The sequence below is a fragment of the Myxococcales bacterium genome (assembly GCA_016712525.1).
Lineage (GTDB): Bacteria > Myxococcota_A > Polyangia > Polyangiales > Polyangiaceae > JAAFHV01.
The window spans coordinates 1,551,504-1,575,476 of the sequence record JADJQX010000008.1 but is presented as its reverse complement, the minus strand read 5'-3'; the positions used below and the strand labels follow the sequence as shown (position 1 = coordinate 1,575,476).

Below are 23,973 nucleotides of genomic sequence, written 5' to 3'. Positions count from 1 at the left end.
GAGACGTTACGAAGGGATGCTCGAAACGTGAAATTCTACGCGGCGCCCACGCAACGATCGTCGGGGCGCTGCCGAGGAAGGGGACGAACACCGTGATGCCGCTCTCCGCTGGCACGCGCCCAGTCCCCGAGGCGGCGCAGCCCCTCGTGCAATGGCTGAGGGGCTTGAAGGCGGGCTCGTAAGCGCCACCCTCGGCCCGTAGCATGCGTCCCCATTGCGACGGCAATCGCTTGGCTCGCCAGCCAATTTGGTCCAAGGTTGGCCAATGGCTGCGAAGAAGCGCGCAACGTCACCGCCCAAGGCGGCCGCCACGCCGAAGAAGGTAGTAAAGGCGCCCCCGAAGAGCATCTCGAGGAAACCTGCCTCAGCGAAGGACCGCGCGAAAGCAGCTCCGAGCGAGACGCGAACGGCGGCGAAAGGCGCGCCGGTGAAGGCGAAGCGCGAGGTGAGCCCTCGCTCGGGCGCGAGCAACTGGTCGGTCCCCATTGGCGCAATCCGGGGGGCAAGCCCATATGCGGTGCGGGAGGTGGGGAACGTCGTGTGGATCCTCGCGCACACGGCGCTCGTCGCCGCCGACCGCGAGAACCCCGCACGGCGCGCAGAGATCTTCCCCTGCGAGGAGGGGGGAGCGCGAACCTTCACGCGCGCGCACGCCGTAGGCGACGGGCGCTTCTACGCCGTGGTCGAAGGCGACGACGGCCAGGAGGTGTGGGCCGTGGATCCCGACGGAACCTGCGCGTGGGCCGCGACGCTCCCAGAAGACGCTTGGGGCCCCGAGCTCCTCGCGAGTGGCGGGCGTCTCCTCGTGCAGCGAGGCGCTGGCATCGTCGCCCTCGACGCACGATCCGGGACGCGACTGTGGGCGAGCACGCTGGCGGGCCCCGACGCGCGCGCCTGCGCGGCTTTGGCGTCCGAAGGGCTCTTGGTCGTGGTCGCCGACGATGTGGAGCGCCTCGTGCTCCTCGACTCGGCGACCGGAGAGGTACGGTCCACCACGCCGTGCCCCGATGCATGGCAGATCGCAGACGCGGGCGGAGGTAAGGTCCTCCTCGGTGGTGACGGAGGTCTGCACCTCGTAGACATCGCGCGCGAGGGCCCCCCCCTTTGGACCGACCCGCGCGCCACGCCCCCCTTCGCGCTCGACGGCCGGGGCCACGTGCTCGTGCATCGTGATGTAAGGAAGGAGAGCGCACGCCAGCATCGTGCGACGCTGTCAGCCATCGATCTGCGCACAGGCGCCTCGGTGTGGGAAACCCGCGTCGATCTCTTCCCAAGGATGCCGATCGTGGTTGGGGACCGCGTGTTCCTCCAAGGCAACCGCGAGCTCGTCGCGCTGTCCCTCGTCGACGGAGCACTGACCCCCGAATGCCCCGCCCACGCCGCACTTGGCGGGGGCCGCGATCGCCTCTACGCGTGGACCGGTCCGGTGGGCCATGCTGCGGTGACGACGATCTCGTGAAGGCGCCCGACCGCGAGAAGCGGGCCGCCAGCTGGAAGAGAGCTCACGTGTTTCGCCCGCACCGCCCCGGGTACGAACACCGTGGTGCCGCTCTCCGCTGGCGCGCGCCCAGTCCCCGCGGCGGCGCAGCCCCTCGTGCAATGGCTGAGGGGCTTGAAGGCGGGCTCGTAAGCGCCACCCTCGGCCCGTAGCATGCGTGCGCCCGCGCCCGGTGCACCCATGCCCGGAACGAGCCACCCTCCTTCCATCCGTACGGAGGCCTGTGTCCTGGGTGAGAAGCGCGCGGTCGCCGAGTACGTCGAGTGTGGTGCGGCCCTGACCGATCGCGAGGTAGCGGTCTTCACCGGTGATGGCCCTCCGCCAACGCACCCGCGCGATGCCATTGTCGGACTCGAGCACCACCAGCCACGCGTCGGTGATCGTGGTGGCCTCGACGCGAAACCCGGGATAATCGAGGCACAGGACGAGCGGCCTGACTCGCTTACGCTCCCACCGCGCCTGATGGTTAGGTGTCCGGGACACACGAGAAGACGTCCGGGACAGGGCGCGGCGAGCGCAAGCCCGCGAGATTCCAAGGAGGACGCGTGGGCCTTGGGCTTGCTGAGCGGCCGACGTGGCTTCTCGGGTCTACGAGCGTCGAAGACCGGAGAGGAGCACGCTCTACCATGTGGTGCAGGAGAACTTGAACACGCTGTATGGCGCGGTGGAGGACGGGGCACTCGCGATCGCGTTGCCCAAGTTCGTGAAGAAGGAGCTCGAGGGATATCTGGAGTGCGGCCTTCTATGCCATGGGTTCGCACGGCTCACGTGCGGGAGCTGCGACGAGACGCGGCTCGTGGCATTCAGCTGCAAGGGACGAGGCTTCTGCCCGTCGTGCCTTGGTCGGAAGATGAGCGCCACCGCGGCGCATCTCATCGAGGACGTGCTGCCACCCGTGGATCTGCGGCAGTGGGTGCTCACGGTGCCGTTTGCGTGGCGAAAGCGCCTTGGGTACGACGGCCGGCTGATGTCGGCGCTGACGCGGATCTTCGTGAAGACCGTGCTCGGCTTCTACCGCGAACGAGGTGGTGGACCTCCACGCGGACAGAGCGGAGCGGTGGTCGCGGTTCAGCGCACGTCTTCCGATCTGAAGCTGAACCCGCACGTGCACGCGGTATTCCTCGACGGCGCGTATCGGGACAAGGGCGACGAGCTCGACTTCCGTGCCGCTCGGCACCTGTCGACGCGGGACGTGGGGGCGGTGCTGGAGCGCACGCGCGACCGGATGGTGAAGTGGCTTCGTCGTCGGGGCCTTCTCGTCGAGGACAGCGATTCCGAGGATGAGGGCGACGGGAGGGCCGTGCTCGCGGCGTCGGCGGTCTCGGGCACTACGCCGCCTGCCGGTCCGGAGTGGCGCCGAGGCGCGCTGCTCTTCGAGTGCCGACCCATGGTGTTCGAGCGCCCGCTGTGTGTCGCGCTCGATGGTTTCACCCTCCACGCGGCGACGCGGGCCGGTGGGCACGACGAAGCTGGCCGGGAGGCACTGCTGAAGTACGTGTTGCGCCCCGCGGTCGCGCAGGAACGCGTGACCCGAGGGGCCTGACGGCCTCGTCCGGATCACGCTGAAGAAGCCTTTTTCGGACGGCACGGTGGCGGTGGACATGGATCCACTCTCGCTGCTCAGCCGTCTCGCGGCGTCGGTACCCGCGCCGCGCTTGCACACCGTTCGGTATGCGGGGGTGCTCGCGTCGGCGAGTAAGGTTCGGGCTCGTCTGGCGCCGAAGCCGGCGGTTGCTCCAATACCCACGGTGGACGTGCCCGAGAGACCGCGCCGAGGCGGCTATCGTCCGTGGGCGGAGCTTCTTAAACGGACCTTTGGGTTCGACGTTTTGACCTGCCCGTGCTGCAGCGGAAGGATGAAGCTGCTCGCGCTCGTCACCGATCCGACCAGCGTCGCTCGGTACCTGCGGGGCATTGGCGAGCCCACCGACGTGCCGAAGCGCACGCCCGCTCGAGGGCCTCCGTACTGGGCAAGTCGAGTCCTCCGTCGAGGTGCCGGTAGCGTCGAGGCAGCCGAGTAGAACGTGCGCAAGGGGCGCCCGAAGGCCGCGCTGCGCCGGCATGGCGCTTGGTGGGGTTCGGCAACCTCCGTGCCAGGACCGAGACCGCCTCGGCGCGGCCGCCGCGACCCCGGAAGGTCGCGAAACGCCATCCCCGCGAGCCCAGCCGACACCCCTGAAAAGTGCCTTGATTTACTTACGCTCCTCTCGGGGACGCACCTGAACGTGCGTCGCCGGATCGGGCGTGCTGATAAAACATCAGACTTGATGTAGTTATCGGTCGTGAACGGCAACGCGAACACGTGTTCGGAGCCGCTGACCTCGACCCGCCCGGCGCCTCCGCCGTTGACCGGCGGTCGATCGGCCGCGTACGCTCATCGCGTCGTCGGTAAAGTTGCTCGCTTCCACGAGCGCGGCGCACCCACCGCAACGGCGGCCTTCGGGCCGAGCCACCATTCGGCGACCACGGGTAAGGGTGCGGTGCGTCTTCGTGGAGGTCGTGAGCATGCTGGAGATCCGAGGAAGGGCGAGCCCTGGCGGGAGCGCGCCGTGGAGGTCGTGAGCGTCTGCACCGGCCGTGCGTGGCGGGTCGTGCTCGCGGCTCATGATTCTGCCGCGCGTCGCACCGTCGACGACCTGCTCGACCAGCGCACCCGATGGCAGGCGTGCAAGCTCGGATGGCAGCTCGCGGGCTCACGCGAATACGCAACCGACGCCGATCCCCTGATCGACGTCGACGTCGCGGTCGAGCGAGATGCGGCCGTCGTCGTCTCCCTCGACGGCCGCACCATGCGTGTCCGGCCGGCGCACCGCTCGCCGCCGCCTCCGTTGCGCGTCGCGACGGCGGAGGAATGCGTCGAGACTGGCCTCCGGTGGGTGCTCGGCTGGGACCACCTCGGTTGTCTTCACCCCGACGAGTTCGCGTTCTGGGCATCGCGGACGGAGGCCCGCGTGTACGTCGCCACGGACGTCGCCGCCTGGCTCGCGGATTGCGCGCGGGTTCCGCTCGACGGCCTCGAAAGGCGTGCCGGCATCTTCGCCGCGTACGTGGGCGAGGGCGTCCGACTCGGCGAGCTGTCGAAACTCGTCGACGCGCTGGACGCGACCCACCCACAAGCGCTCGTGGGCGCGGGAATCTTCGTGACATCCGCTCCCGGCGCGCGGGCCTTGATCGCTGTGGCCGATCTCGACGAGCGTCAGGGGACGCTCGGGGGAGGCACCTATGGACGCCTGTAGGTACTGCGGCAGGTACGATCACAATCAATGGAACTGTCCGGTCAAGCAACGCGAAGACCAACAGCGGCGCCGCGATGAGCAACATCAAGGGCGAATGGAGGGGGAGGCTCGCGCCGCCCGTCAAGCAGCCGAACGCGGCGAACGCGAGCAGCGCGCCCGACGCGCCGAGGATGAGCGGCATCATCGTCGCGTCGAGAAGGAAGCCGCTGCGGCGAGACACGCTGCGGAGCGCGCGGAGGAGATGGAGCGCGAGCGCCATGAGGAACAGCGCGAGCGCGAAGAGCGGTACGAGGAGTCCGCGACCAAGCTGCACGAGATGAAGCGCCGTGCGAGCGCGCTACGCCGGACCGGCGCATCTGACTCGACGCGCTCGTGGCTCGAATGGCGCCTCTTGGTAGCAGAAGCCCGGCTGCTTTCTCCGACGAGCTTCCACCCGTCCCAGCAGTCCGAGTTCACGGACTTCGTGGACACGCTCGATGAGGGCGCCGCCGCGGCCGAAAACGCGCTCGGTGCGGGCAACGTCGAGAGCATGCGCTCATGGGTGCGCCTTCGCCGCGAGCGTGGCCGTTGGCTCACGGACATCGCCGAAGGGCTCGAAGCGCTCGATGAGAAGGGCGTAGACGCCGACGACGCCCCGATGTCAGCAAGCGCGGTCGACGAAGAGATCGCAGCGCTCCGCTCCGAGATGGCGGGCTACGAGGCGCAGAAGCCCCCTCCGATCCCGGAGCACATCGTGGAGCAGTTCAGTTCGACGGACCGCGACGACCGCGAGCGCATCGTCGCGGAGCTACCCGGAGGCAAGCCATCGAACGAAGCTGCGCAACAGGCATGGAACTACCTCGGGCAAGCACGCCCGCCGTCGCGCCCGGGCGCGCGGTCGCCATCCTCCACTGCCGCGGGGACGACGGTGAAGTGGGTCATCGGAATCGGCGCGATCTTCGCCGGAGGCGCGCTCTACTCGCAGGATGGTCCCTGGACCGATCGACTCTACTTCGGGGCCATCGCCTATTCACCCGTTGGCGGCCTCGGGGTCGTCCTGGCCATCGTGCTGGCGATCCTGTCGGGGCGTGCGCGTCGTCTCGAAGCGGAGGACGAGGCGCGCTACGACCGGGAGCACGACCAGTACACCCGCGCGATCGTCGCGCTCGTCTCGTGGCGCGATCGGGTTGAACGGCTGCTGAAGCTCGGGAGGAAGCGCGAGCGAGTGCTTCAGCGGCTCGGGAAGACGTTCCGCGACGTCGCCGTGTTCGACGCTGACCCGCAGCGCGGCGGCCATCTTCAGCACTTCGAGCAGCATCGGCCCGATCTGGAAGAGCTGGTCGGCAAGGTCTCGGTCTTCGATCGCGGGGACGACGACGAGGAGGCCGACGAAGATGACGACGACGGTACGGACGACATCGAGGGCGAGTTCGCCGCGATGATGCGTGAGCGCGGCTTCGACCCGGACGACGATGACGACGACGACGACGAATGAGGGCGAAACATGAACAACCCGGCACCCAACGAGCTTCACCTCCGCAGCGGACTCCGCCTCGCCGACCCCACGGGAATGCTGCGCGCGAAGTTCGCTCAGTGGCCGTGGAGCAAGTACGACGGCGACCTTCCACCGGACCCCGACGCGGTGACGGCGGCCGACGTGGAGCGCGCGAACCGGCTCGGCGCACGCCTCTCCTACGCGGTGTGGCAGCGCCTCGTGACCGCCAAAGGCCCAGCGATCAATGCGCTCCTCGTGAAGTTGCCGAAGGCGGCCCTTGAAGACGTGGATCTCGACGCGATTCGCGGTCCCCTGGTCGGCCTCTTCGACCTCGTCGTTGAGAAGGACATCAGCATCTCGCGAGCGACGAAGATCCTCTACCCCTTCCGCCCGGCGCTCCTCGCAGTCCTCGATAGCGTGGTCGAGTACTACTACTGGTACGCCACATCGATCGCGGACGAAGCACGGTTTCGTCGACTGCAACGGGCGAGCTGGGGCGAGTATGCTTTCGAGCTGCTCGCGCTCATGCGCGACGACATCGTGTCCGCGCGAGGTGCTCTCGACGCGGTACGTGCGAGCGTCGCCGGGGAGCCGTTCGCGAACGCTTCGCGCGTGCGCATCGTCGAGTCGCTCATCTGGTGGTACTACGCACGCGAGGGCAGCGCGCTGCCGCCGGGCCCAGACGAGTAGCCCGATGCTCCGCGCGATCCGCATTCTGCGCGAGACCGTCGGCCGTAACATCGTCGCCGATGCCAACGTCTACGAGAACGAGGAGCTTCTCGCCGAGACCGTCTCGCGCGAGGAGTTCGAGACATCGCCACAGTGCAAGGCGCTCCTCGGCGCGTGGCCCAGCGGGGCGAGCGTCGAGCGCGTCCACGACGAGCGCTTCGCCGGTGGGTCCGTGCTCGTGGTCGGTCGCGAAGGGCGGGACTGGGTGACGCTGCCCTCCCCGGTACGCAACCCACGCCTTCGCGTCGTTCGCCGGTAGCCCCCACCAGAAAAGCGCTCTCGTTTCCGCCGTCTGCCGGTGCGGGCTCCGAACACGTGTTCGCACGACGTCGCGTGGGCCTTGGGCTTGCTGAGCGGCCGACGTGGCTTCTCGGGTCTACGAGCGTCGAAGACCGGAGAGGAGCACGCTCTACCATGTGGTGCAGGAGAACTTGAACACGCTGTATGGCGCGGTGGAGGACGGGGCACTCGCGATCGCGTTGCCCAAGTTCGTGAAGAAGGAGCTCGAGGGATATCTGGAGTGCGGCCTTCTATGCCATGGGTTCGCACGGCTCACGTGCGGGAGCTGCGACGAGACGCGGCTCGTGGCATTCAGCTGCAAGGGACGAGGCTTCTGCCCGTCGTGCCTTGGTCGGAAGATGAGCGCCACCGCGGCGCATCTCATCGAGGACGTGCTGCCACCCGTGGATCTGCGGCAGTGGGTGCTCACGGTGCCGTTTGCGTGGCGAAAGCGCCTTGGGTACGACGGCCGGCTGATGTCGGCGCTGACGCGGATCTTCGTGAAGACCGTGCTCGGCTTCTACCGCGAACGAGGTGGTGGACCTCCACGCGGACAGAGCGGAGCGGTGGTCGCGGTTCAGCGCACGTCTTCCGATCTGAAGCTGAACCCGCACGTGCACGCGGTATTCCTCGACGGCGCGTATCGGGACAAGGGCGACGAGCTCGACTTCCGTGCCGCTCGGCACCTGTCGACGCGGGACGTGGGGCGGTGCTGGAGCGCACGCGCGACCGGATGGTGAAGTGGCTTCGTCGTCGGGGCCTTCTCGTCGAGGACAGCGATTCCGAGGATGAGGGCGACGGGAGGGCCGTGCTCGCGGCGTCGGCGGTCTCGGGCACTACGCCGCCTGCCGGTCCGGAGTGGCGCCGAGGCGCGCTGCTCTTCGAGTGCCGACCCATGGTGTTCGAGCGCCCGCTGTGTGTCGCGCTCGATGGTTTCACCCTCCACGCGGCGACGCGGGCCGGTGGGCACGACGAAGCTGGCCGGGAGGCACTGCTGAAGTACGTGTTGCGCCCCGCGGTCGCGCAGGAACGCGTGACCCGAGGGCCTGACGGCCTCGTCCGGATCACGCTGAAGAAGCCTTTTTCGGACGGCACGGTGGCGGTGGACATGGATCCACTCTCGCTGCTCAGCCGTCTCGCGGCGTCGGTACCCGCGCCGCGCTTGCACACCGTTCGGTATGCGGGGGTGCTCGCGTCGGCGAGTAAGGTTCGGGCTCGTCTGGCGCCGAAGCCGGCGGTTGCTCCAATACCCACGGTGGACGTGCCCGAGAGACCGCGCCGAGGCGGCTATCGTCCGTGGGCGGAGCTTCTTAAACGGACCTTTGGGTTCGACGTTTTGACCTGCCCGTGCTGCAGCGGAAGGATGAAGCTGCTCGCGCTCGTCACCGATCCGACCAGCGTCGCTCGGTACCTGCGGGGCATTGGCGAGCCCACCGACGTGCCGAAGCGCACGCCCGCTCGAGGGCCTCCGTACTGGGCAAGTCGAGTCCTCCGTCGAGGTGCCGGTAGCGTCGAGGCAGCCGAGTAGAACGTGCGCAAGGGGCGCCCGAAGGCCGCGCTGCGCCGGCATGGCGCTTGGTGGGGTTCGGCAACCTCCGTGCCAGGACCGAGACCGCCTCGGCGCGGCCGCCGCGACCCCGGAAGGTCGCGAAACGCCATCCCCGCGAGCCCAGCCGACACCCCTGAAAAGTGCCTTGATTTACTTACGCTCCCCGCCGCTGACGACCGAGGATTTCGAGGGTTTCGTGACGCCCCAGCGCCTCGCGCAGCACAACAAAGATCTCGCCGCGGCGGCCTACCAGGGCCTCGTCGTGGTGTGTCCGTATTTGCCGGACGTCGACCTGAAGAGCCCACTCGCGATCAAAGACTACGGAGACTTCGTGAAGGAGGTGCTGCTCCCGCGGGTGCGGCGCGAGCTCCCGGTCTTCGCCTCGCGCGACGCGACCGGAATCGACGGCGTGTCGCTCGGCGGCGCGATGGCGCTCCGGGTGGGCCTCGGCAACCCGGATTGTTTCGGGATGGTGGGCTCGCTCCAAGCCGCGATCGACGACCCGCAAATTCCCCAGTTCGTAGAGGCCTTGAAGCTCGCCCGCGCGTCGAACCCGAAGCTCAAGCTGCGACTCCTCACGAGCGATCGCGACTACTTCCGACGCGTGGTCACCGCGACGTCGCAGGCGATGCGGAGCGCAGCGCTCGATCATGATTTCTTGGAGGTGCCGGGGCCTCACGATTACCCGTTCAACCGCGGGCCCGGCGCGATCGAAATGCTCACTTGGTACGATCGCGGCCTCGCGCGATCCTGACGCTCGGGTCAGCGCGCGACGTGGCAGCGGAACGCGCCGTCGACGAAGAGGCAGCGCTCGCCTTGCTGCGCGTTGGGGCACGGCGCGTCGTTCTGGCAGGTGTCGCTCCGCGAGCGACAATAGCGGCCCAGCACGCCGAGGGCCGCCGAGGGTCGCGTCGGAATGCCGAGCGCGGTCGCCTCGACGCACGCGAAGCCATCGCAGTCGGCGTCGCTCGTGCAGTTCCCGAAGATGCAGCGAGGGTGCCCCTCGGGCGTGCTCGCGTCCGGGCCGGCGCACGCGCACACGCGGTCGGCGCCGCACGTCGCGTCGGTGGTGCAATCGTCGTCGACGCAAACCGACGCGGGGTGGCGGTGCGCCGCGATTCGTCCGGCGCTGTCGACCGCGGTGGGCTTTCCGCCGCGCATGATGCAGTCGTTGCCGTTCGCGGACGCGTACACCTTCGTGGTGCCCGGCTTCGGCGCGGGGCACGTCGCGTTGGCGCGCGTAGGTGCCCGTGGGGCGCTTCGGATCGGCGGAGGCTGGGCCGACGGCGCCGCGATCGACGCGTCGACGTTCGCGGTAGCCCCCGCGTCGGGGGCGGCGCCATCGCGCTTCTCGCGGCAGGCCGCCGCGAGCGTGAGCGCGAGGCAAATGGCTGCGGCGCGAATCATCCCTTCGTGTCCCGTCGCCGCCATGCGGCGTAAGCTTACCCCCGCGAGGCGCTGGTGGTTCGCTTCCCGTTCGATTCACTTCCGTCCGTCGTCATCGACGAGCCTGCCAAACTCAGAAGAGGCCGCCACGGTTGCTCGGCGCGTACGACACCGGCCGGTAGCGTCGGCCGTCGAACTTGTAGACCACCTCGCAGCGATTGGTGCGCGTCTTCGCGGCGCAGAGATCTTGGATGACGCGGATATCGAAGAGGCCGAGCGTCTTCGTCGCGAGCTGCTCCGGCGCCCCCTCGGCCTCGAGGGTGCCGAGATCGTAGCCGCACGTGCCGCGCTTCAGGTAGACGCGGAGGTTCATGATGGTGCGCGACGCGCCGCCGTTGAGCACGAAATCGGGGGTCCCGTCGCCGTCGACGTCGAGCTCGTGCGACGAGGGCGTGAAGAAGTCCGGGTCGAGGCGACTCTCGCCTTTCCCGCTCTTCACCGAAGCGTCCATCGCCGGCGTGACACACGGGCCCGCGATGACGTGCCCGCCCGCGAGCTTCGTCGGCTCGTTGCGTACGACGAGCGGCGGCGGGGGAGGCGTCGCGGCGTCGACGGGCGCGTTCGCGTCGGCCGTCCCGCCGTGCGGTCCAGGAACTGGACGAAATGGATCGGCGTGACCGCCTCACCTCGGGCACTGCTCTCCCACCTGTGGGCGCGCCGCGCACGAAGGGCGACGAAAACGGCCATGATTTCGACGAAATACCTGGTCCGTCGAGGGGCGTCCCGTAGGCTTCTACCATGGGCCTCGGTCGCACCCTCGCGCTCCTCGTCGCTCTCGCCTCCGCCGCGCTGACGGTCGGGTGCTCGGCCGAGGCGTCCAGCGGCGCCTCCGACACGAGCGAGGACGGCGTCGCGCAGGCGGCGTCCGCGGTGGGCTACGTCATCGACGACGTGCCGGGCCGCGCGACCGGCGCGCATTGCACGGGCACACTCGTGTCTCCGAGGATCGTGCTGACCGCCGCGCACTGCATCCTGTCCCCGAAGGAGGTCGAGCTCGCCTACGGAGCGGACGCCGCCAAGTACGGCGTCGCGTTCGGGATCGGCCGCGTGGCCGATCTTCGCCGTGTGCGTGCGGCGAAGGTGGTGGTGCACCCGGGGTACGATCCGATGCACGGCCACCCGACGGACCTCGCCTACCTGGTGCTCGAGCGCCCCGTGACCGAGGTCGCTCCCTTGAAGGTCGTGACCCACAAAGAGCGCTGCGACTACGAGACCATCGGATACGGACCGAAGACCCGCGCCGAGGCCGTCACGGACCTGAAGAGCCGCACCCTCGTCTGCACGAAGGCGGGCTTCGACACGCGCGGCTTCATCCAAGGGACGGCGCGCGACGGCAACGTGTGCTTCGGGTTCGGGGGCGGTCCGCTCGTCGCCCCCGGCGAGACCGAGATATCCGGCATTCTGAGCTGGGGCGAGGCGTGGTGCTCGGAGACGTCCCAGCGCGCGAACTACTTCGCGCCCCTCGCGCACCCGGAGAACGCCCCGTTCGTGGACGAGGCCCTCGCGGCCGCTCGCTGATCCGCTCCGCGCGGAGAGGAGGTATACCGGAGAGGCGTGATCTACCTCTCCGCGGAGCTCGACATTCCCCGCAAGCCGGAGCTCGTCTTCCAGGTCCTCTCCGACGCGGCCGCGTACCTGGCGTGGGTCGAGGGCCTCGTCGGCGTCGAGCACGAAGGCGCCCCTACGTTCGACGAGGGCTCGAGCTTCGACGTCGTTTCACGTACGGGAAGAAGAAGATCTCGGCCACCACCTACGTGACGCGGCTCCGCCCGGGGGCGCTCCTCGCGCTCGAGACGCGCGTGCGCGACAAGCTCGTCCTCATGGATCGCGTGGAGCTCGCTCCGTCCTCGGGGGGGACGCGGCTCGGCGCGTCGAGTGAGCTCGTCGAGGACGCGGGGCTCCTCCGCCTCCTCGCGCGCTCCCCCGGGCTCCTCGGCGCCGAGGAGCCCGAGCGCGGGCCGCAGAAGGTCTACGCGAGGAGCTTTCGACAGCTCAAGGCGCTCGTCGAGCAGCGCACCGCCGCGCCGTACCGCTGACATTTCCGAGCAGCTTCCCGTACCATGCCGCCCATGGTGCGAAAGGCGCTCCGCGCGGGCACGTTCTCCTCGTCGGTCCTCGTCCTGTCGATGCTTGCATCTTGCAAGTCTCCGCCGAGCCCTCCCGCCGAGACGGTTCCGTCCACTCCGTCGGCGCCCGTGTCCGTGGCCGCCTCGGCGCCGCCGCCCACCGTGGCCGGTCCCTGCGAGGGTGCCCCGTGCGAGGTCTTCCCGTCGGCCGAGGCCGCGGTCCAGAAGCTCCTCGACACGAAGCCGCGCATCATGGCCTTCGGCGAGTCCCACGCCCAGAAGGACGGCCCCAAGCTCCCCTCGACGACGAAGCGCTTCACGGAGGGCATGCTCCCGCTCTTCAAGGGCAAGGCCACCGACTTGCTCATCGAGCTGTGGGTCGCCAACGGGAGCTGCGGCAAGGCCACCGAGCAGAAGGTCGCGACCCAACAGAAGGCCGTCGCGGCGCCCCAGGCCGAGACGAACCAGAACGAGTTCGTCACCCTCGGCAACGTCGCCAAGGGCCTCGGGGTGAGGCCGCACGTGCTCGTCCCCCCGTGCGACGAGTACGCGAAGATCCTCGACGCTGGCGCGGGCGACGTCGACGCCATGCTCCAGATGATCGCGCGCCTCACCGCGAACGACATGCGCACCTTCCTCGAGAAGACCGAGGGCAAAGAGTCGCTCCTCCTCGCCTACGGCGGCGCCCTCCACAACGACGTGACCCCGAAGAAGGGCCACGAGGCGTGGAGCTTCGGCCCCGAGATGGAGAAGAAGCTCGGTGCAAAATACATGGAAATCGATCTCGTCGCGCCGGAGGGCATCCGCGACACCCCCGCGTGGCAGGGGCTCGCGTGGTACGGCAAATACAAGCCCGAGCGCCACACGCAGGGCGCCGTGCTCATGACCCTCGGCCCGAGCTCGTACGCCGTGTTCCTGCCCAAGTCCGCGCCTGTGCCCTGAGGGGGTACCTCGCCTCTCGCCCGCGGCCGAGAACGCGGCCCCTCGTCACTCGGGCCAGAGGACGTCGAGCTCGAACGCGATCGCGTCGAACGGCTCGGCCCGCACCTCGGTGCCCGTCTTGTGGTGCGACACGCGCAGCCACTTTTCGCCCTCGAGGCGAAAGACCTCGAGGGTGCGCGCGACGGGGTCCACGAGCCAGGCGTTCTTCACTCCCTCGCGGGCGTAGATGTCGAGCTTGTCGCCACGATCGATCGCCGCGGTCGACGGCGAGAGCACCTCGCACACCCAATCCGGCGGCAGCGTGAAATACGTGGCGTCGTAGGGGAACGTGGGCATGCGCTCGCGCCTCCAGCCTCCGATGTCCGGCACCAGAATGTCGCCTCCGAGGTGGAGCTCGGGCTCGTCGAGGAGCACCCAGCCGCCCGGGCCGTCGCGCCCACGATCGAAGGGGCCGTCGAGCGTTCCACCGAGGCGTGACGCTGCCCGGGCTTGGCGGGGCGCCGGGCGCGGGCTCGTGTAAAGTACACCGAAGAGCACCTCCGCCACGACGTGGGGAGGGGCGGCGAGGACGTCCTCGTACGTGGCGCGTCGGCCGGCCGCGTTGGCCATGGTCGTAGGCTACCACGCCGGGGTGGAACGGGCAGCTCCGCGCCCCGCGCGTGCGCCGTCAGAGCGCCTTGAAGAAGTCCCAGCTCGCCTGCGCGGCCTGGCTCCAGATGCCGTGCCCGATGCCGCCGATCGGGCAGAACAGCACCGGCTTCCCCGATGTGCAGTTTGCATGTTCTTCGCACGGGGCCGGCGTGCTCGCCGTGCGTGCGCCCGCGCAGCCGTTCACGTAGCCCCAGTACGTCGCCGAGAACTCGCCGCCCGAATACCCCACGACCGGATCGTTCGTCCCGTGGAACCCGATGAACGGCACGGCCGCTTGCCCTGGGCACTGCTGAAAGCCGTTCGGCCATTTGCGGTTCGGGTCCGAGGGCTCGTACGGCGCGCCGCCGGCGTGCGAGGCGATCCCGCGGAAAAACGCGCTCCTGCGGCACGCCATCTGGTTCGCGAAGTACGCCCCGTTGCTCCACCCGAACGCGAAGATCTTCGTCGTGTCGATGGTGTACTTGGCCGACAGATCCGCGACGAGCGCGGTCATGAAGGCGACGTCTTTGTTCGAGGCCGTGGGCGTGTAGAGGTCCCACGTCTGCCCCTCGCCGCTCGGGTACACCACGATCGCCTCTTCGCCGGTCGCCGCGTTCATCTTGAAGAACGCGTACATCGACGGCCCGTCTCCGCCGTCCCCGTGGAAGACCATGACCACCGGGTACGAGACGGCCGGATCGTAGGTCTTCGGGAGCTTCACGCCGTAGGTGCGTGTGCGCGAGCCCACCTGAAGGGTCATCTCGTCGAGCACGTCGGGTGGGGGAGGGGGCTCGGCGTCGACCTCGCTCGCGTCGGTCCCGGGGCCTGCGTCCTTGGTCGGGGCGGCGCCGTCCGAGGGGGCCACGGCTCCGTCGGGCGTGACGACCACGCCGGCGTCCCCGGAGCCTCCGTCGGGAGCGCCCGGGTCGGACGAGGTCGAGGAGCAGGCGGCGATCACCGCGACGAGGAACGAAGCCGAGAGCGCCCCCAGCGAGGCGCGGGACAGGGTCGACATCGAGGGAGAAACCTCCGAAAGGGGCGCACGAGAAGAAGACGGCCGCGGCCGACTCGTCACCGTAGCAGACCGCGAGGACGATCGCCTCGGGCGCCCCTTGGAAGGTCCCGGCGGCGGCGGCGCACGAACATTGAACGCGCGTTCAGCTTCGTGCGTCGTGAGCCGAATCGTGACGCGCGCGTAGGCGTGTTATGGAGGGGCGCATCATGGCCAGCCTGCCCACCCTCGAGCTCGTCCTCACGAACTTCAAGAACTTCAACGCCCGGGCCACGCGGGACGCCATCGTCGCCTACCACCGGCACATCCAGGCGGGCGGCAAGATGTTCTGGGCCATGGCGGGCGCCATGTCGTCGGCTCAGCTCGGCATCTCGCTCGCGCCGGCCATCCGCGAGGGGCTCATCCACGGGCTCTCGGTCACCGGCGCCAACCTCGAAGAGTCGCTCTTCCGCCTGGTCGCGCACGACCACTACAAAGACTTCCCCGACTACCGCTACTTCACCAAGGCCGACGACACGAAGATCCTCGAGGATCGCATGCGCCGCGTGACCGACACCTCGATCCCCGAGGACGAGGCCTTCCGCGCCGTCGAGAAGTTCATCGTCCCGATGTGGAAGCACGCCCACGAGACGGGCACCCGGAGGTACTGGCACGAGTACTTCTACGAGCTCATCACCACGATCGGGCCCGAGCTCCACAAGGGCCCGGCCGACCAGTGCTGGCTCCTCGCCGCGGCGCAGAAGGGCCTCCCGATCGTCGTCCCCGGCTACGAAGACTCGACCTTCGGCAACATCTTCGCTTCCTACGCCAAGACGGGCGAGGTCTCGGCGAGCGTGGCCAAGTCGGGGATCGAGTACATGGGCGCCTTCTACGATCAGTACAAAGAGCTGTCGGCCGGCAAGGGCGTGGGCTTTTTCCAGATCGGCGGCGGTATCGCGGGAGATTTCCCGATCTGCGTCGTGCCCTCGCTCAAGTACGACATGCAAGAAGAGGCGAAGCCCTGGGCCTACTTCTGCCAAATCTCGGACTCGACCACCTCGTACGGCTCGTACTCCGGCGCGACCCCGAACGAGAAGATCACCTGGGACAAGCTCACCCAGGACACTCCCATGTTCGTCATCGAGTCCGACGCCACCATCGTGGCGCCGCTCGTGCTGCACGCTCTGCTCGAGTGCAAGAGGCACCCGGCCGAGGCCGACGCGCTGATCGCCAAGGCCCTTTCCTGAGGAGGGGCGCCCTCGCGGCGCCGAAAGTCCGATGTCGCAAAAGAGCCATCCCGAGCCCACGCTCACCGGCTGGGGCCGCCTGCCGAAGCCCGGCAAAGAGATCCTCTCCGAGAACCTCGAGAAGGTCACGGTCGGCGCCACGTTGTCGCGCGGCCTCGGGCGCTCCTACGGTGACTCGTCCCTCCCCGCCGCCAAGGGCGACAAGGTCGTCAACACGCGCCTCGCGAACCGCATCCTCTCGTTCGACGAGCAGACCGGCCGCATGCGCGCCGAGGCCGGCCTCTCGCTCGCCGAGATCAACCGGTATTTCCTGCCTCGCGGCTTCTTCTCGCCGGTCACCCCGGGCACCAAATACGTCACGCTCGGCGGCATGGTCGCGTCCGACGTGCACGGAAAGAACCACCACGTCGACGGGTGCTTCGGCGCGCACGTGCACGCGATGAAGATCCGCCTCGCGAGCGACGAGGTGGTCGAGTGCTCCCCCGCCGAGAACGCCGATCTCTTCTACGGCACCATCGGCGGCATGGGCCTGCTCGGGCACATCCTCGAGGTCGAGTTCACCATGCACCGCATCCCGTCCCCGTGGATCTGGATGGACAGCGAGCGCATGCCCGACATCGACACCTTCCTCGGCGGCCTCGGCAACGCCGCTCCGCGCTGGCCCATGACCGTGGGCTGGATCGACTGCATCACCACGGGCAGCTCGCTTGGCCGCGGCATCCTCATGGCCGGCCGCTGGGCCACGCCCGAAGAGGCCGAGAAGAACCCGCCCGCCGAGGGCCCGCAGGTCACCTTCCCGGTCGAGCTGCCCAACTGGGCGCTCAACCCGATCACCGGCGGTTTGTTCAACTCCCTTTACTATTGGCGGCACCTCCCGCAGCGCCTCGAGACGTTGGTCTCGCCCGAGAAGTTCTTTTATCCCCTCGACGCGATCCTCGAGTGGAATCGGGCTTATGGCTCGCGAGGCTTCACGCAATACCAGTGCGTGATCCCGCGCGCGGCGGGCGCGCCGGCCGTGAGGGAGTTCATGTTCCTCCTCACGAAGCTCGGCGGGGCCTCCCCCCTCTGCGTCATCAAAGATTGTGGCCCCGAGAGCCGCGCCAACCTGTCGTTCCCGCTCGAGGGCACGTCGATCGCGATCGACATGGCCGTCTCGCCGAGCCTCCAGGGCATCATCGATCGGTTGAACGAGTTCGTCATCGCGACCGGCGGCCGCATCTACCTCACCAAAGACCAATTCACGCGCCCCGAGCACTTCGCGAAGATGGAGGAGCGCAGGCTCCCCGCCTTCTTCGCGCTGCGCGACAAGTGGGACCCCACGCGAAAATTGAGGAGCGCCCAGTCGGTGCGGCTCTTCGGAGACAAGGCATGAAAGCAGTGGTTCTCGGCGGCACGACGGGCATGGGGCGCGCGATCGCGCAGCGCCTCGCGGCCCGCGGCGACTCGGTATTTTTGCTCGGCATCGGCGAAGAAGACCTCGAGAAGAGCGCGACCGATCTCAAGGCCCGGAGCACCGGCGGCAAGGCCGCGGGGTACGCCATTTGTGATCTCGAGAAGCCCGAGACGTTCGCGAAGGCGCTCGACAAGGCCGACGAAGCCCTCGGCAAGTTCGACGCGGTCATCGTCACCGCCGCGCTCTTCGCCACCCAAGAGGCGCTCGAGGCCGACATCGAGCTCACGCGCCGCCTCGTCACGGTGAACTACGCGAACACGCTCGTCTTCTGCGAGCACGTCCGCAAGCGTCTTCTCGAGCGCGGGGGCGGGAGCCTCGCCGTCTTCTCGTCCGTCGCGGGCGATCGCGGCCGAAAGCCCGTGGCCATTTACGGCTCGGGCAAGGCGGGCCTCTCGCACTACCTCGAGGCGCTCGATCACAAGTACTTCGAGAAGGGCCTCCACGTGCTCTGCGTGAAGCCCGGCTTCGTCAAGACGGGCATGACCGCGGGCCTCAAGCCTCCGCCTTTCGCCGGCGAGCCCGATCAGGTCGCACGCGACGTGGTGGCTGCGCTCGACGCGAAGAAGCCCATGATCTACACGCCGGGCATGTGGGCCCTCGTGATGCTCGTCATCCGCTGGCTCCCGCGCTTCGTCATGCGCAAAATCGGCTTCTGACGAGCGCGAAACGGCCGGGCCGCGATACCGCGTTTCAGCGGCCCGAGAGGAACGGGATCTTCTGGAAGATCGGCTCCGGGGTGCTCTTCACCACGGGCATGATCATCCCCCAAATCCGCGGCACGTACGCCTCGGCCACCTTCGCATCCATGGCGCGCACGATGTCGCTCGCGACGGCCGGCACCTTGCCGAAGAGCGCGTTCTTCTCGTGCGACGTGGTCATCGGCGTATCGACCGGGCCGAGCTTCAGCGTCGTGACCGCGACGCCCGACGCGTAGAGCCTCGTGCGGAGCCCCTGCAGGTAGACGTTCAGCGCGCCCTTCGCCGCGCCGTAGGTGTAGTTCCTCGGCCTCCCCCGGTCGCCGGCGACCGACGTGATCACGCCGATTCGGCCCTTTTTCCGGGGCTCGAGGTAGTTCGCGATCGGGATGAGCAGCGCGACCACGCTCGTGAAGTTCGTCTTGAAGATGAGGTCGGCGTGGGAGAACGAGCGCTCGCTCTCGAGCTGATCTCCGAGGTCTCCGTGCGCGATGAGGACCGTGTCGAGGCCGCCCATGGCCTCGATCGTGCGCGTGACGAGCGCCTCGGCCTCGTGAGTCTCGGTGAAGTCGAACGTCTCGCGCGTGACGGTGGCGCGCGCGTCGCAGCGGGCCGCGACGGCGAAGAGCTTCTCGGCGTTCCGGCCCACGAGGTGGAGGCGGTCCCCACGGAGCGAGTGGAGCCGCGCGACCTCGGCCGCGATGGCCGACGTGGCACCCAAGATGAGCGTCTTCATGCGCCGAACCTACCAAGGTCCCCGCGCGCCGTCAGCGCGCAACGGAGCAGGTCCGCGCGATCATTCGAAAAAAGAAGGGCCCCGCGGCGCGAACGCCACGAGGCCTCGATCGATGGCTGCCCCTGGGAGAGGGGCGCTTCGCTCACTTCATTTCGATCGTGTGGCAGCCGGCGCAGCCGAAGCCCTGGTGCGTCGCCGGATCGTAGGGCTTCTCGCCCATCGCCTCGGCCACCGTCGGCACGACCTTCGTGGCCATCGCCTTGGCGATCTCGGGCTTCTCCGCGAAGGCCGTGATCTTGCCGTCCTTCATGGTGAGCTTGGGCAAGAACGCCTTCGGCTCGACGTACTTCGGGCCGTGGCAGGTCTTGCAGGTGACCTCGGGGTTCTTGCTGCCCTCCCACGCCTTCTGCGCGGCCGGCAGGACCTTGGCCTTCATGTAGGCCATCTGCTGTTCGTGGGTCTTCGCCTCTTTCCACGTGGCGGGCACGGCGTCGTTCGCGGCCGCGGGGGCAGCCGACGAGGCCGCGGGCGCGGCGGAAGGCACCGCGGGCGCCGCCGAAGCGGAGGGCACGGGCGGCACGGCGGGGGGAGCTGCGGCCCCGTCACACGCCACGAAGGCGAGGGGGAGCAGCGGTGCGAGAGCGGCGAGCGCGAGGGTACGGAGAGACATGCCTCTTCCGTAGAGGACCCGCTTCCTTCGCGGAAGGGAGCTCTTGCGGAAGGAATCGTTCTCTCCCGCGCAATGATTGCACGTCACCGTCGCGCGGAGAGCGCCATCGAGCCGCCTCGGAGTGGCAGTGTCTCGCCCCAGAGTGTCATGGAAGTACTTGATATCATGACGATCACGTCGTTGTTCCGGCGCCGTAACAACGAGCCCTTCGCGCCCCGCTCCGGGCGTGCGCACGCGAGGTCGTGAGGGCCCCGCGCGCGCATCCGGGCACGCGTCATCGTGTCATCGCGTGAGCTTCGCGCCGGCGACACCGAACTTCACGACGCCACCCTCTTTGTCGCGGAGCTCGGAGCGTGCGCCGACGACGGTGATGGCCCCGAGGTCCGCTTGAGGCGGCGCGCCGGAGGCGAGGAGGGTGAGCGTCGCGAGCTTCTGCGAGGCGCCGCCCGGGTGCCCGACCTTCTTCCCGACGACCGTGTCGGCGAGCGCGATCTCGGTCTCGTTCGCGTTCTTCACGAGGTGGAGCGCCTCGGGCGCCCAGCCCTTGCCGACCTCGCGGGACTCGAGCTTCGCCCACGCGGGGTGCGCGATGCGGAAGGCCGCGCCGGAGAGCTCGGGCACGTCGTGCGCGACGACATCGACGAGGATGCGGTCGCCTTCCACGCGTGTCTCGAGGGTGACCGACGGTCCCGTGGGCCTCGCATCGTTTACGGCGCGCAGCGGGGCTGGGCCCTCCGGCGTGCTCTCGGAGCACCCGAAAAGTGCCAAAGATGCGGCGCAAATGGTCGAAAGTACGATGGATTTCACGGGTTGCCTCCGAACGCCGACTTGAGCGCGGCGAAGTCGTCGTCGTCCACGTCGCCGTCGTCGTCGAGATCGCACTCGACGGGGAAGCGTGAGTCGAGCTCCCAGAGCCCGAGCGTGGTCGCGTCGGCTTTGAACTTCTCGCCGACACGCGCCGCGCACGCGAGGAGATCACGTCCATCGGCGTCCCCGTCGAAGTTCACGTCGCCCGTCGTCGCCGACACGGGCTTCGTGAGCACCCCGAGCCGCGGCTGATGCGCGACCGAGAGCACCGCGCCCTCGAGGGGCACCTTCGTCTCTTGGCCCTCGAGCACGACGCGCACGTCGCGCGATTGCCCGTCCTCGGTCGTGACGCGGAGCACGTAGGGGAACGTGCCGTCCTCGTCCTTCGTGATGGTCGCCGTGACCTTGCCGCTCGCGTCCTTCGTGAGGCCGATCCGGAGCTCGGGGCGCCCGGTCTTCAGGACGAAGCGGTCGAAGAGCGGCCCGAGCGAGAGCCCGCTGGACTTCTCGAGCAGCGCGCGAAACTCGTCGAGCGTCGCGCCCGTCCACGCGTAGGTGCGTACGTACTCGTGCAGCGCCTTCGTGAACGCGTCGTCGCCCACCGTCGCTCGGATGTGATCGAGCGTGGCGCTCGACTTCTCGTAGGCCCAGCCCGAGTAGTCGCGTGTGCCCGAGCGCATGATCTTCTCGGCCACCGCCTCGGTTGCGACGACGGGCGGGAGCTTGTCGAGCGTGCCCTTCACGAGCCAGTCGAGCCGAATGGCCTGGTAGCGCCGCGCCAGGTAAAAATCCCTGTCTTCGGCCGGAAAGAGCGACTTCGAGAAATCGATCTCGGTCATCGTCGCGAGGCCCTCGGTGAACATCTTCGTGCGGGACGCCTCGGCCTCGGGCACGACGATGGCCCACGCGAGGTGCGCGTTCTCGTGCACCCACGTCTCGTGGTAGACGTCGTCGCCCGAGCGCCCGTACGACTCGTTCAAGAGCGTCATCCCGTAGCTCACCGTGCCCACGTCGCGGAGCGTGTCGGGCAGGCGCACGAGGGCCTGCTTCGCGAAGGGGAGCTTCGAGCCCATCACGTCTTCGACGAACCCGAGCGCCCCGGCCGACCACGCCGCGATTTTGGAGTCAGCGCCCGTCGGCGTCGGCGGCGAGACGAGGGTCGTCGGCGCGGTCCGCCCGGCGATGCTCTTCCGCCCGAGCTGGCCGATGAAGGCATAGAAGCCGTACCGGTGGTCGACCCGGTTCGGCACGTTCCACGTCGTGACGGTCTTTCCGTTCTCGGCGCGCTCGCCCGTCTTGTCCGCCGACACCTCCGCGTCGAGCCCCGCGGGCACCCGCAGCGTGAGGTCGGTCGTGGTGCCGTCGAACCCGGGCGATGGGTTCTCGAGATCGAAAAAATACGGGAAGACGGAGCCCGTCGTGTACCGCGCGAAGCCTGGCTGACGCGAGCACGCGCCATCGGGATCCGAGCACGCCGCGGTGCCCGAGTACCGAAGGCGGATCCGCGACGTTTTTCCGGGGGCGACCGCCTCGGGCAGCGTGACCTGGAAGTAGTCGAAGCCATCCTGCGAGAGGGCCTTCACCTCCGCCGCGCGCCCCTCGAGCTCGGCCGCCGTCACCGTGAGCCCCGGCGCGAGGGAGAGACCGCACAACGAAAAGCCCCTCGTGATCGCGGTGACGTCGAGGTCGATCGTGGCCGTGACCGCGCCCGTGCCCGGATCCACGTCGAGGTCGATCGTGCGCTTCTGCACGTCGAGCCCGGAGCGCGGGCGTGGCGCCTCGGGGCGAAGGGGCAGGGGAGCCACGGTCCGACTCGGAGAGAACCGCGCGCGCATCGCCTCGCGCCGCTCGTGCTCGACGAACCTGTCCCACGCGTCCCTCGACGGGATCGTGTGCGACGCGCTCGGCTCGCGGGCCTTTGCCGCGCCCGTGTGCGTGAGAGAGAGGCTGGCCGTGCCCGCGAGCGCCGCGAGCACGAGCGCCGCGCCGACGCGGGAGGACCGCGCGCGGACGGTCGGGAGCGAGCCGCGTGAGCGCGGCAGAAGAGAGAGCTTCATGAAGGGTCCGATTCTGTCACGAGGCCCGGCCGATCGGGCCACGAGCTCCACGTAGGCAAAGCTCGGACCATGTGCGCAAACGAGGCCGCCCCCGAGCGTGGGGAGCGGCCTCTTCCTCGTGCCTTCGCGTGAGCCCGGTGGACCGTCAGGCGTCGCACGGGCGCGCGTGCGCATCCTGACGTGTCACTTCGGGAGCGGGTACTCGCGGTTCAACGCCGAGACGATCTTCTGCGCGGCGACGGTCGCGGGGTCGACGGGCTTGTCCTTGCCGGGCACCTCGATGGCGTCGCGGTTCGTGGTCACGACGACGACCGCGTCGATGTCGGGGCGGTACTGGATCGACGTGTTGTAGCCGGGGAGCTCGCCCGTGTGGCCCCAGAAGCCGTTCTCGTAGCCGATGCCCATCGCGTAGGCGCGCTCGGGCGTGTTCGGCGGCATGGTGAGCTTCGTGAAGCGCTCGGCCTTCGCCTTCGCCGAGAGCCGCTCTCCGGTCCCGAGCGCGCGGGCCCACCTCGCGAGATCCGCGGGCGTCGAGACCACGTCTCCCACGCCGAACGCCCAGCTCGGGCTCGAGAACGTCGCCTCGTACGGCGGCGCCCCGTCGTCGCGGCCTTGCGTCGAGACGCCGCGGACGAAGGGCTTCGGGAGCTCCGTCCCCTTGGGGATCGACGTCTCGTGGAGGCCGTACGGGACGAAGACGTAGTCGCGGACGAGGTCGGCGTACGGGCGCTTTCCGGCGGCCTCGAGCGCGAGGGCGAGCACGACCGTGTTCGTGTTCGAGTAGAAAAAGCCCGTGCCCGGCGCGAAGCACCCCGCGCCCTTCGTCGACGGGCACCCCGCGCGGGTCTCGCCGGCGCCGATCGCGACGAGATCCCACGGCTGCCAGGCGCGCTGCGGGTCGGCGAAGAACGGCTTCTGGAACGTCGGCGAGAAGGTGTAGCTCCCGAGGCCGCTCGTCATGTTCGCGAGCATGCGGAGCGTGATCGCCTCGCCGTTGGGCACGCCCGGCACCCAGCGCGAGACGTGGTCGTCGAGGGACACGACGCCCGCGTCGGCCATGCGGAGCAGCGTGGTCACCGTGAACGTCTTCGTGACGCTCCCGATGCGCACGTGGTCGTGCTCGCCGATGGGCGTCTTGGCGACGAAATCGCCGAGGCCGGCCCGGGCCGTGTAGCGGAGGCGATCTCCCACGATCACGTCGGCGCGCACGCCGGGCACGCCGAGCTCCTTCTGCGTGGTCTCGACGATGCGATCGAGCTCCGTCTGGAGGGTGTCGCCGCGCGCCTCGAGGGCCGACGTGGCGTGGGCGCCGTCGTCCCCTCCCGGGGCGCAGGCGGCGGCGGAGAGGGCGGTGAAGGTGGCGAGGAGGGCTGCGGCGATGGGGCGAGCGACGATGTTCATAGACCTACTTTGCGGCGTGAAACCCCTCGAAACCATGGGCAGAACGCTACGTGAACACGTAAGGGAT

At 68.9% G+C, this 23,973-nt stretch carries 26 protein-coding genes; 17 read left to right on the top strand and 9 right to left on the bottom strand.

All coding sequences use genetic code 11. The features are described from left to right. Positions 1–538: 538 nt before the first annotated feature. From IPK71_36275 to IPK71_36230, 10 genes are all read left to right on the top strand, one after another. Entirely contained in the window at positions 539–1,459 is a 921-nt protein-coding gene (locus IPK71_36275; protein ID MBK8219215.1) for a PQQ-like beta-propeller repeat protein, read from the top strand. Positions 1,460–2,072: 613 nt separating this feature from the next. After that, positions 2,073–3,041, top strand: a complete 969-nt coding sequence (locus tag IPK71_36270) for a transposase zinc-binding domain-containing protein (GenBank protein MBK8219214.1) — start codon at positions 2,073–2,075, stop codon at positions 3,039–3,041. A 13-nt stretch (positions 3,042–3,054) separates the two neighbouring features. After that, entirely contained in the window at positions 3,055–3,519 is a 465-nt protein-coding gene (locus tag IPK71_36265; GenBank protein MBK8219213.1) for a transposase, read from the top strand. Positions 3,520–4,056: 537 nt separating this feature from the next. Then, positions 4,057–4,734 carry a hypothetical protein gene (locus tag IPK71_36260; GenBank protein MBK8219212.1) on the top strand — a complete coding sequence of 226 codons (678 nt, stop codon included), beginning with the start codon at positions 4,057–4,059 and terminating at the stop codon, positions 4,732–4,734. After that, the gene (locus IPK71_36255; protein ID MBK8219211.1) at positions 4,721–6,208 is read left to right on the top strand and encodes a hypothetical protein; all 1,488 of its coding nucleotides are present in this window, start codon (positions 4,721–4,723) and stop codon (positions 6,206–6,208) included. The genes IPK71_36260 and IPK71_36255 overlap by 14 nt, the downstream gene beginning before the upstream one ends. Positions 6,209–6,217: 9 nt before the next feature. After that, complete coding sequence (locus tag IPK71_36250; GenBank protein ID MBK8219210.1) at positions 6,218–6,898, top strand: hypothetical protein; 681 nt, start codon at positions 6,218–6,220, stop codon at positions 6,896–6,898. Between the two features lie 4 nt (positions 6,899–6,902). Continuing rightward, entirely contained in the window at positions 6,903–7,196 is a 294-nt protein-coding gene (locus tag IPK71_36245) for a hypothetical protein (GenBank protein MBK8219209.1), read from the top strand. A gap of 103 nt (positions 7,197–7,299) precedes the next feature. Continuing rightward, positions 7,300–7,956, top strand: a complete 657-nt coding sequence (locus IPK71_36240; protein ID MBK8219208.1) for a transposase zinc-binding domain-containing protein — start codon at positions 7,300–7,302, stop codon at positions 7,954–7,956. Next, positions 7,926–8,744: a transposase gene (locus tag IPK71_36235; protein MBK8219207.1), complete on the top strand. Its 819-nt coding sequence runs from the start codon at positions 7,926–7,928 to the stop codon at positions 8,742–8,744. The genes IPK71_36240 and IPK71_36235 overlap by 31 nt, the downstream gene beginning before the upstream one ends. 217 nt (positions 8,745–8,961) lie before the next feature. Continuing rightward, on the top strand, positions 8,962–9,519 hold the full coding sequence (locus IPK71_36230; protein MBK8219206.1) for a hypothetical protein: 558 nt from the start codon (positions 8,962–8,964) through the stop codon (positions 9,517–9,519). Between the two features lie 8 nt (positions 9,520–9,527). Here the strand turns inward: IPK71_36230 and IPK71_36225 are convergent, their stop codons facing one another. Beyond that, the gene (locus IPK71_36225) at positions 9,528–10,196 is read right to left on the bottom strand and encodes a hypothetical protein (GenBank protein MBK8219205.1); all 669 of its coding nucleotides are present in this window, start codon (positions 10,194–10,196) and stop codon (positions 9,528–9,530) included. 88 nt (positions 10,197–10,284) lie between these two features. Next, positions 10,285–10,650 (bottom strand): hypothetical protein, encoded by a 366-nt coding sequence (locus IPK71_36220; GenBank protein MBK8219204.1) that lies wholly within the window; start codon positions 10,648–10,650, stop codon positions 10,285–10,287. Positions 10,651–10,949: 299 nt separating this feature from the next. Here IPK71_36220 and IPK71_36215 point away from each other — a divergent pair, with 299 nt between their 5' ends. From IPK71_36215 to IPK71_36200, 4 genes are read left to right on the top strand one after another with little or no spacing between them, the layout of a single operon-like run. Continuing rightward, the gene (locus IPK71_36215; GenBank protein ID MBK8219203.1) at positions 10,950–11,729 is read left to right on the top strand and encodes a trypsin-like serine protease; all 780 of its coding nucleotides are present in this window, start codon (positions 10,950–10,952) and stop codon (positions 11,727–11,729) included. A 36-nt stretch (positions 11,730–11,765) separates the two neighbouring features. Then, positions 11,766–11,969 (top strand): SRPBCC family protein, encoded by a 204-nt coding sequence (locus tag IPK71_36210; GenBank protein MBK8219202.1) that lies wholly within the window; start codon positions 11,766–11,768, stop codon positions 11,967–11,969. Then, positions 11,966–12,247 carry a hypothetical protein gene (locus IPK71_36205; protein MBK8219201.1) on the top strand — a complete coding sequence of 94 codons (282 nt, stop codon included), beginning with the start codon at positions 11,966–11,968 and terminating at the stop codon, positions 12,245–12,247. Before IPK71_36210 ends, IPK71_36205 begins: the two co-directional genes overlap by 4 nt. A 33-nt stretch (positions 12,248–12,280) precedes the next feature. After that, entirely contained in the window at positions 12,281–13,219 is a 939-nt protein-coding gene (locus IPK71_36200) for a hypothetical protein (GenBank protein MBK8219200.1), read from the top strand. Between the two features lie 45 nt (positions 13,220–13,264). Here the strand turns inward: IPK71_36200 and IPK71_36195 are convergent, their stop codons facing one another. After that, the gene (locus IPK71_36195; protein MBK8219199.1) at positions 13,265–13,828 is read right to left on the bottom strand and encodes a Uma2 family endonuclease; all 564 of its coding nucleotides are present in this window, start codon (positions 13,826–13,828) and stop codon (positions 13,265–13,267) included. Positions 13,829–13,886: 58 nt separating this feature from the next. After that, a complete protein-coding gene (locus tag IPK71_36190) occupies positions 13,887–14,864 on the bottom strand; it encodes a prolyl oligopeptidase family serine peptidase (GenBank protein ID MBK8219198.1) in 978 nt (325 codons plus the stop codon). A gap of 206 nt (positions 14,865–15,070) precedes the next feature. Between IPK71_36190 and IPK71_36185 the strand changes: the two genes are divergently transcribed. From IPK71_36185 to IPK71_36175, 3 genes are read left to right on the top strand one after another with little or no spacing between them, the layout of a single operon-like run. After that, a complete protein-coding gene (locus tag IPK71_36185) occupies positions 15,071–16,087 on the top strand; it encodes a deoxyhypusine synthase family protein (GenBank protein MBK8219197.1) in 1,017 nt (338 codons plus the stop codon). Between the two features lie 31 nt (positions 16,088–16,118). Then, the gene (locus IPK71_36180; GenBank protein MBK8219196.1) at positions 16,119–17,459 is read left to right on the top strand and encodes an FAD-binding oxidoreductase; all 1,341 of its coding nucleotides are present in this window, start codon (positions 16,119–16,121) and stop codon (positions 17,457–17,459) included. Next, positions 17,456–18,196 (top strand): SDR family NAD(P)-dependent oxidoreductase, encoded by a 741-nt coding sequence (locus tag IPK71_36175; GenBank protein MBK8219195.1) that lies wholly within the window; start codon positions 17,456–17,458, stop codon positions 18,194–18,196. The genes IPK71_36180 and IPK71_36175 overlap by 4 nt, the downstream gene beginning before the upstream one ends. Positions 18,197–18,230: 34 nt before the next feature. Here the strand turns inward: IPK71_36175 and IPK71_36170 are convergent, their stop codons facing one another. The 5 genes from IPK71_36170 to IPK71_36150 all read right to left on the bottom strand — a co-directional run bounded on the left by IPK71_36170 (position 18,231) and on the right by IPK71_36150 (position 23,906). Further along, entirely contained in the window at positions 18,231–18,971 is a 741-nt protein-coding gene (locus IPK71_36170) for an SDR family NAD(P)-dependent oxidoreductase (GenBank protein MBK8219194.1), read from the bottom strand. A 142-nt stretch (positions 18,972–19,113) separates the two neighbouring features. Then, entirely contained in the window at positions 19,114–19,641 is a 528-nt protein-coding gene (locus IPK71_36165; protein MBK8219193.1) for a hypothetical protein, read from the bottom strand. 282 nt (positions 19,642–19,923) lie between these two features. Beyond that, the gene (locus IPK71_36160) at positions 19,924–20,304 is read right to left on the bottom strand and encodes a hypothetical protein (GenBank protein ID MBK8219192.1); all 381 of its coding nucleotides are present in this window, start codon (positions 20,302–20,304) and stop codon (positions 19,924–19,926) included. Between the two features lie 140 nt (positions 20,305–20,444). After that, positions 20,445–22,505, bottom strand: coding sequence for a hypothetical protein (locus IPK71_36155; GenBank protein MBK8219191.1), 2,061 nt, complete (start codon positions 22,503–22,505; stop codon positions 20,445–20,447). A gap of 183 nt (positions 22,506–22,688) precedes the next feature. Continuing rightward, on the bottom strand, positions 22,689–23,906 hold the full coding sequence (locus IPK71_36150) for a beta-lactamase family protein (protein ID MBK8219190.1): 1,218 nt from the start codon (positions 23,904–23,906) through the stop codon (positions 22,689–22,691). Positions 23,907–23,973 lie beyond the last annotated feature (67 nt).